This window comes from Streptomyces sp. NPDC015171 (assembly GCF_043079545.1).
GTDB lineage: Bacteria > Actinomycetota > Actinomycetes > Streptomycetales > Streptomycetaceae > Streptomyces.
On record NZ_JBIBUO010000040.1, the window covers coordinates 1 to 9,294 of the forward strand.

Annotated in this window: 2 protein-coding genes and 1 pseudogene; all 3 read right to left on the reverse strand. The window is 74.0% G+C overall.

Annotation, left to right across the window (positions count from 1 at the left end; translation table 11 throughout):
* Positions 1–2,526: type I polyketide synthase (locus ACF073_RS41200; RefSeq protein WP_392076696.1), on the reverse strand; the 2,526-nt coding region annotated here is incomplete at its 3' end.
* Positions 2,521–6,129, reverse strand: a pseudogene (locus tag ACF073_RS41205) (type I polyketide synthase); the annotation flags it as partial. The gene ACF073_RS41200 and the pseudogene ACF073_RS41205, both read right to left, overlap by 6 nt.
* A 96-nt stretch (positions 6,130–6,225) precedes the next feature.
* On the reverse strand, positions 6,226–9,294 hold a 3,069-nt coding region (locus tag ACF073_RS41210), incomplete at its 5' end, for a type I polyketide synthase (RefSeq protein ID WP_392076695.1).

Here is a 9,294-nt window from a genome sequence, read left to right on the forward strand (position 1 = left end):
CACGCCCGCGCCCTCGGCCCAGCCCGTACCGTCCGCGGCATCCGCGTACGACTTGCACCGGCCGTCCGACGCCAGACCCCGCTGCCGCGAGAACTCGACGAAGGTGCCCGGGGTCGCCATGACGGTGGCGCCGCCGGCGAGGGCCATGGAGCACTCGCCGTTGCGCAGGGCCTGGGCCGCGAGGTGCATCGCGACCAGGGAGGAGGAGCAGGCCGTGTCCACGGTGACGGCCGGCCCCTCGAAGCCGAACACGTAGGCAACGCGTCCGGAGGCGACGCTGCCCATGCCTCCGGTCCCGGTGAAGCCCTCCAGTTCGGGCGGCACCGGGCCCGAGGTGCCGTAGCCCTGGCCCATCAGGCCGGAGAAGACACCGACGTCCGCGCCCTTCAGTGACAGCGGGTCGATGCCCGCCCGCTCCAGCGCTTCCCAGGACGTCTCCAGCAGCAGCCGCTGCTGGGGGTCCATCGCCAGCGCCTCGCGGGGCGAGATGCCGAAGAAGCCGGAGTCGAACAGGGGGGCGTCGTAGAGGAAGCCGCCCTGGCTCACGTACGACGTGCCGGCCTGGTCCGGGTCGTCGCTGAAGAAGGCGCTGAGGTCCCAGCCTCGGTCGTCGGGGAAGCCGGACATCGCGTCCCGGCCCTCGGACACCAACTGCCACAGGTCCTCGGGACTGTTGACGCCACCCGGCAGTCGGCAGGCCATGCCGACGATCGCGATCGGCTCGTCCGGATCGGCGAGCGTGACCGGCGTGCCAGGTGCGGAGGCCGTCGCCACCGTCTCGCCCAGCTCGCCGTGCAGGTGGCGGGCGAGGGAGAGAGGGTTGGGGTGGTCGAAGACGACGGTGGCGGCCAGTTTGAGGCCGGTCGCCTCGCGCAGCCGGTTGCGCAGCTCGACCGAGGTCAGCGAGTCGAACCCCGAGTCACGGAAGGCGGTCTCCTGCTTGATGCCCTCCGGGCCGGCGTGCCCGAGCACGGTCGCCGCGTGCGTCCGCACCAGATCGAGCAGCAGCGTCTCCTGCTCCGCCGCACCGAGTCCGGCAAGCCGGTCCGCGAGGCCGCCGCCGCCGCTGTCGCCGGCCGCGGCCCGCACGGACTGCCGTCCGGTGCGTACCAGGCCGCGCAGCAGGGTGGGGACGGCCCGGCCCGCGCCGGCGTCGGTGCGGAGCTGCCGCAGGTCGAGTTTGGCCGGGACGAGCAGGGCTTCGCCGGTGCGCAGGGCACCGTCGAAGAGGTCCATGCCCTCGTCGGGTGACATGGGGAGCACACCGCCTCGCCGGTTCATGCGGCTGCGGGTGAGGTCGTCCATGCCGGCCGCCATGCCTCCGGTGGCCTGGTCCCACAGGCCCCAGGCGAGCGAGGTGGCGGGCAGGCCCGCTGCCCGGCGCTGCTGGGCCACCGCGTCCAGGAAGGCGTTGGCCGCCGCGTAGCTGCCGGTGCCGGCGCCGAGGAAGACGGAGGAGACCGAGGAGAAGACGACGAAGGCGGCGAGTTCCGGGGCGAGTTCGCGGGTCAGCTCGTCGAGGTGCCGTACGGCTGTCACCTTCGGCGCGAAGACCTGGGCGACCTGTTCCGGGCGGATGGTGCCGATGACTCCGGCGTCGGCGATGCCCGCGGTGTGCACGACGGCGGTGAGCGGGCGCCCGCCTCGGCGTGTCTCGGTCAGCAGGGCGGCGACCGCCTCGCGGTCCGTGACGTCACAGGCGGCCACCGTGACCTCGGTGGCGCCGAGTTCGGTGAGTTCGGCCACCAGCTCGGCGGCGCCCTCGGCGGTGCGGCCACGACGGCTGGCCAGGACGAGGTGGCGGATGCCGTGCCGGGCGACCAGGTGCCGGGCCAGCAGTGCGCCGAGCGAGCCGGTACCGCCGGTGATCAGGACGGTGCCGTCCGGATCCAGCGCCGCAGGCTCCCTGGACGGCATCGCCGCGGCCTGGCGGGGGGCGGCGGGAGCGGTGGCGCGGGTGAGCCGGGGTATGTACAACTCGCCGTCCCGCTGGGCAAGTTCGGGTTCGGCGTCGCTCAGGGTCCGGCTCAGGGCCGGGCCGGACGGGACTGCCGGTGCGTGGTCGTCGGCGGGGTCGAGGTCGAGCAGCACGATCCGGTCGGGGTTCTCGGACTGCGCGGCCCTGATCAGGCCCCACACCGCGCCGCCCGCCGGGTCGGTCACGGCACCGTCGGCGCCGGCCGGAACGGCGCCCCGGGTCGCCACGACCAGCCGGGTCGGCTCAAGGGCGGGGGTGGCGAGCCAGGTCTGCACGGCCGCCAGCACCCGGTTCGTCAGGGCCAGCGCCGGGTCGTCGGCGTCCTGGTCGTGGGCGGCGACGGCCTCCAGCACGATCAGCGCCGGCAGGTCCGCGGCGGAAGCCGCGCCTTCGGCGAGGGCGGTGACATCGGCGGCGGCGCGGACCGCGGCCCAGGACGGCTCGTCCGCCGCCGTCGCGTCGGCTCCGGGCAGTGCGGTCCACTCGACGCGGAACAGGGAGTCGTCGTTCGCCGTACCGGCCGCGCTCTCCAACTGCTCGGCGGACAACGGCCGCAGCTCCGCCGACTCCGCCCGCAGCACAAGGCCGCCGGCCTGGTCGACCGCCTCCAGCGCCAGGGCGTCCCGGCGGTGCGGAGTGATCCGTACCCGCAACGCCGTGGCCCCGACGGCGTGCAGCGCGAGGCCGTGCCAGGTCAGGTACTGCCATATCCGGGGACCGCCGTCGGCGGCGGCCGCGTCCAGCAGCGCGGGGTGCAGGGCCGCGTCCAGCAGCGCCGGGTGCAGCCCGAACCGGGCCGCCTCCTCGCGTTCGTCCTCGGGCACGGCGACCTCGGCGAGGATCTCCTCGCCGAGCCGCCAGAGTCCCCGTACGGCCTGGAAGCCTGGCCCGTGCTGGTAGCCGCGCCGGACCAGACCGCCGTACAGCGCCGCCACGTCGACGCGCTGGGCACCGGCGGGCGGCCACGTGCCGAAGTCGCCCTGCGGGCTCTCGCCCGGCTTGGGTGTCGCCGTCAGGACGCCGGTGGCATGCCGGACCCAGGCGTCGGCGCCGCCCGCCTCGGCGGCGTCCTCGCGTGTCGCGTACACGGTGACCGTGCGACGGCCGCTCTCGTCCGCGCCGCCGACAGCGACCTGGACGCGTACCCCGCCCTGCTCCGGCAGCACCAGTGGCGCGGTGACGACGAGTTCGTCAACGGTGGCGCACCCGACCTCGTCACCGGCCCGCACGGCCAGTTCGACCAGGGCCGCCGCCGGGACGAGCACCACTGCGCCGACGGTGTGGTCGGCCAGCCAGGGGTGGGTGCGCAGGGACAGCCGGGAGGTGCACAGCACCCCGCCCGTCTCCGGGACCTCCACGACCGCACCGACCAACGGGTGATCCGTGGGCGCCTGTCCGAGGGCGGTGGCGTCGGTCGCGGGAGCTGTCTTCAGCCAGTAGTGACGGTGGTCGAAGGCGTACGTCGGCAGCTCAAGCCGCACGTCTTCGACACCCTCGGGAAGCACACCCGTCCAGTCGACGGCCACACCCCGGACGAACACCTCGGCCATCGACGTCAGCAGCCGCCGCAGTCCGCCCTCATCACGCCGCAGCGAACCGCTGACAACCGCCTCGGACTCCCTCTCGTCCACGATCTCGTTGATCGGCTGAACGAGCACCGGGTGCGCACTGGACTCGATGAACACCGAGTGCCCCTCGGCAAGGAGGGAAGCGATGGCCGGGCCGAAACGCACCTGACCGCGCAGGTTGCGATACCAGTACCCGCCGTCCAGGACACCGGCCTCACGCACCCACTCACCGGTCACCGTCGAGAAGAACGGCACCACCGGCGCCTGGCTGCGGATGTCCGCGAACGCCTTGCCCAGCGAGTTCTCAATCGCCTCGACATGCCGGGTGTGGGAGGCGTAATCCACCGCCACCCGCCGCACCCGGACGCCGTCGGCCGCCAGGGCGGCCAGCGCCTCGTCCAGTGCCTGGGCGTCACCGGCGATCACCACCGAAGTGGGACCGTTCACGGCGGCGACCTCGACCCGCCCAGCCCACGCGGCGATCCGTGCGGACGCGTCGGCCTCGGACAGCGCCACCGAGGCCATACCACCCCGACCCGCCAACCCACCGGCGATCACCCGACTGCGCACCGCAACAATCCGCGCCGCGTCCTCCAACGACAACGCACCCGACACACACGCAGCGGCGATCTCACCCTGCGAGTGCCCCACCACCGCATCCGGCACCACACCCACGGACGCCCACACGGCGGCCACACCGACCATCACCGCGAAACTCGCCGGCTGCACGACATCCACCTGCGCCAGCAGATCCACATCACCGCGCAGAACAGCCGTCAGATCCCAGTCCACCCACGGCTCGAGGGCGCGGGCGCACTCCGCGATCCGCTCCGCGAACACCGGTGACGTCTTCAGCAGTTCGCGGCCCATCCCGGTCCACTGCGAACCCTGACCGGGAAAGACCAACACCGTGCTACCGGTGGTTTGCACGGCGCCGGTCACCAGCGTGGGGCTGTTCGCGTCGGCGGCCAGCGCGCCCAGTCCGGCCAGTGCCTCTTCGTGCGAGCCTGCGACGATCACGGCGCGTTCGGTGAGCAGGGCCCGCCGGGAGACGAGCGCGTGGGCGATCCCGGTGAGTGGCGCGTCGCTGTCGCGGGTGAACGCGGCCAGGCGTCCGGCCTGGCCCGCCAGCGCTTGCTCGGAGGCCGCCGACACCACCAGCGGGACCACGCCGTCGACCGGGTTCACCGGCTCAGCCGCAGGCTCCTCCGGGGGTTCTTCCAGGATGAGGTGGGCGTTGGTGCCGCTGACGCCGAAGGAGGAGATGCCGGCGCGGCGGGGGCGGCCGGTCTGGGGCCAGTCCCGTTCCTCGGTCAGCAGCTCGATGGATCCGGCCGACCAGTCGACCTGGGAGGAGGGTGTGTCGACGTGCAGCGTGGCCGGCAGGACGCCGTGCCGCATCGCCTGGATCATCTTGATGACGCCGGCGACACCGGCGGCGGCCTGGGTGTGACCGACGTTCGACTTCAACGAGCCCAGCAACAGGGGCCGTTGGCGGTCCTGGCCGTAGGTGGCGAGGAGGGCCTGGGCCTCGATCGGGTCGCCGAGGACCGTGCCCGTGCCGTGGCCCTCCACGACGTCCACGTCCGCCGTGGTCAGCCCCGCCTCGGCCAGCGCCTTGCGGATCACCCGCTGCTGCGAGGGGCCGTTCGGGGCGGTCAGGCCGTTGGACGCGCCGTCCTGATTGACGGCGGAGGCGCGGACCACGGCCAGCACCCGGTGGCCGTTGCGGCGGGCGTCGGACAGGCGCTCCAGGACGACCACACCCGCACCCTCCGCCCAGCTGGTGCCGTCGGCCGCTTCGGCGTACGACTTGCAGCGGCCGTCGGCGGCCAGCGCCCGCTGCCGCGAGAACTGCATGAACATGCCCGGCCCGGCCATGACGGTGGCACCGCCGGCCAGGGCCATCGAGCACTCCCCGCGCCGCAGCGCCTGTCCGGCCAGGTGCATGGCGACCAGGGAGGAGGAGCAGGCGGTGTCGACGGTGACGGCCGGGCCTTCGAGGCCGAGGACGTAGGAGATGCGGCCCGAGGCCACGCTTCCGGTGGTGCCGGTGCCGGTGAAGCCCTCCAGCTCCGGTGGGACCGGGCCGCCGGTGGCGTAGCCCTCATTGATGACGCCGACGAAGACGCCGGTGTCGGAGCCCTTGAGTGTCAGGGCGTCGATGCCGGCCCGCTCCAGCGCCTCCCAGGACATTTCGAGGAGCAGCCGCTGCTGCGGGTCCATCGCCACGGCCTCACGCGGCGAGATCCCGAAGAGGCCCGCGTCGAACAGGGCAGCCTCGTGCAGGAAGCCGCCCTGGTCGACGTAGGACTTGCCCGTCTTGTCAGGGTCGGTGTCGAACAGTTCCTCCAGGTCCCAGCCCCGGTCGGTGGGGAACTCCGAGATCCCGTCCCGGCGTTCGCTGACGAGCCGCCACAGGTCGTCGGGGCCGGTCACCCCGCCGGGCAGCCGGCACGCCATGCCCACGATCGCGATCGGCTCCGCCTTCTCGGCCTCAAGTTCACGGACGCGTTGCTGGGAGCGGCGCGCGTCGGCGAGAACGCGCTTGAGGTAGTCGCGAAGCTTGCTTTCATCCGCCATTGCGGGTCAGCTCCTAGTGGGGCTAAGGCGTCAAGTGAACTGCGGGTCGGGCGTGGACATGGGGTGCGGGGCGGCGCCGGGCCGGCCGGCCGGGGGCTAGTGGCCGAACTCGGTGTCGATGAGTTCGAACAGCTCGTCGTCGGAGGCGGAGTCGTAGTCGAGGCCCGCCGCGCTGTCCTGCTCGGCGGCGCTCGCCGTGGACCAGGTGGTCAGCAGGCCCTGGAGCCGGGTGGCGACCTGGGCGCGGGTGGCGTCGTCGGCAGTGGTGTCGGACAACAGGCCCTCCAGCTTGCTGAGTTCGGCCAGCAGCGGGTGCGTGGCCGGAGCGGCGGCGTCGCCACCCGGGGCCAGACGGGCGTGCAGATAGCCGGCGAGGGCGAGCGGCGTCGGGTAGTCGAAGACGGCGGTGGCGGGCAGGTTCAGCCCGGTGGCCTCGCGCAGCCGGTTGCGCAGTTCGACCGAGGTGAGGGAGTCGAACCCGGCGTCCTTGAACGCCGCTTCGGCCCTGACCTGGTCCGCGCCGGTATGGCCGAGGACGGTCGCCACCTGCCCCTGCACCAGCCGCAGCAGCAGGGCCTGCTGCTCGGCCGGGGACAGCGCGGCCAGCCGGCGGACGAGCCCTCCGGAGTCCCCGGCGCCGGCCCGGGCGGCCCGCCGGCCGGTCCGCACCAGCCCCCGGAACAGGGGCGCGACACCGGCACCGAGGGCGGCGTCGGCGCGCAGCGCCCGCAGGTCCAGTTTGACGGGCACCACCAGTGCCTCACCGGCCGACAGGGCCGCGTCGAGCAGTTCCATGCCCTCGGCGGGCGTGAGCGGTACGACACCACCGCGCCGCCCGGTCCGGTTCGCGGTCGCCGTACCGCCCGTGGCGTCCTGGCCGCCGGCCGGCTCCCACGGGCCCCAGGCCAGCGAGACCGCGGGAAGACCGGCTGCCCGGCGCCGCTGGGCCACCGCGTCGAGATAGGCGTTGGCGGCCGCGTAGCCGCCGGTGCCCGCGCCCAGGAAGACGGAGGAGGCGGAGGACAGCAGGATGAACGCGGCCAGATCCGGGGCGAGTTCCCGGGTCAGCTCGTCCAGGTGCCGCGCCCCGGTCACCTTCGGGGCGAAGACCCGGGCCAGCCGGTCCTCGTCCACCTCGCCGATCACCCCGGCGTCGAAGACGCGCGCCGCGTGGACGACACCCGTCAGCGGGTGTGCTTCCGGTACGGCGGCCAGCAGCGCGGCGACCGCGTCGCGGTCGGTGACATCGCAGGCCACTACCGAGGCCGTGGCGCCCCGTTCACCGAGTTCCGCGACCAGCCGGGCGGCGCCTTCGGCCTCGGGGCCGCGCCGGCCCGCCAGCACGAGACGGCGTACGCCGTGCCGCTCGACGAGGTGCCGGGCGACCTCGGCACCGAGTGTGCCGGTGCCGCCGGTGATCAGCACCGTGCCCTCCGGATCCAGCACCGGCGCCTCGGCACCGACCGGAGCCGTCCGCGCCAGCCTCGGCACGAACAGAGCACCACCCCGCACCGCCACCTGCGGCTCACCGACAGCCAGAACCGAACCCAGATCGACCTCACCGTCCGTGTCCGTGTCCGTGTCCACCAGAACGATCTGGTCCGGGTTCTCCGCCTGCGCCGCACGGACCAGACCCCACACCGCCGCACCACCCGCATCGGTGACCGCCGCGTCCCCACCGGCCGGAACCGCACCCCGGGTCACCACGACAAGCCGACCGCCCTCGGCGACCTCCTCGCCCCCCAGCCACGCCTGCACAGCCGCCAGCACCCGACCGACCACCGCCTCCGGCGTCTCGCCCACACCGGAACGGGCCTGGACCACCGACACCACCGGCGCCTCACCGACACCCGGCACCACCGGCACGACCGGCAGCTCACTCCAGTCCACCCGGAACAGCGAGTCGTCCCCGCCCGCGCCGGCCGCCGCAGTCAGCTGCTCGGCCGGGACGGGACGCAGCGTGACGGCCTCCGCCGTGAGGACCGGGCCGCCGGTCTCGTCGGCGGCCTCGACCGCCAGCGCTCCGGAGGCGGACCGCACCAAACGCACGCGCAGCGCCGTGGCGCCCTCCGCGTGCAGCATCAGCCTGCTCCACTCCAACGGCTGCCGGACCTCGGCGTCGTCGGCCGTCACGGCGTCCAGCAGCGCCGGGTGCAGGGCGGCTTCCAGCAGGGCGGGGTGGATGCCGAACCGGGCCGCCGCGTCCCGCTGCCCGTCCGGCAGGGCGACCTCGGCGAACAGTTCGTCGCCGCGCCGCCACACGGCCCGCAGGCCCTGGAAGACCGGACCGTACTCGTAGCCGCCGCGCAGCAGCAGCTCGTCCGCGCCGGCCAGCTCCTGAGCCTGTGCCCCGGACGGAGGCCAGACGGTGAAGTCGTAGCTGCCGGTCGAGACGGCCGCCGTGGTGAGGCTGCCGGTGGCGTGCCGGGTCCACGCGTCGGCACCGATCTCGCCGACGACGTCCTCCCGCGCGGAGTGGAGGGCCACCGGACGACGGCCCTCCGCGTCGGGGGCCTCGACCGTGACCTGCACCCGGACACCGCCCTGGTCGGGCAGCACCAGCGGAGCCTCGATGATGAACTCCTCCACGACACCGCAGCCGACCTCGTCACCGGCGCGTACGGCCAGTTCGACCAGTCCGGCACCGGGCACGACGACCGCGCCGCCGACGGCGTGGTCGGCCAGCCAGGGGTGGGTGCGCAGGGAGAGCCGGGAGGTGAAGACGAGCCCGTCCGACTGCGGCAACTGGACCACAGCGCCGAGCAGCGGGTGATCCGCCGTGCTCTGGCCGAGCGCGACCGCGTCGGTGGCGGGAGCCATCTGCAGCCAGTAGTGGCGGTGGTCGAAGGCGTACGTCGGCAGGTCCACATGAGCCTCGGTGACGCCCTCGGGGAGAACGGCCGCCCAGTCGACCTTCGCCCCGCGCACGAACAGCTCCGCCACGGAGAGCAGCAGCGTCTGCGCTTCGCCGCGCTCGTCCCGCAGAGCCGGGACGCTCACCGCGTCCTCGGCGGCGGACTCGGCGATCGCACCGGTCAGCGCACCACCGGGGCCCAGCTCCAGGAACACCGACCCCTCGGACGCCGCGATGCCCTCGGCGAAGCGGACCGGACGGCGGACGTGGTCCACCCAGTAGGCGGGGTCGGTCAGCTGGCCCGGCTCGGC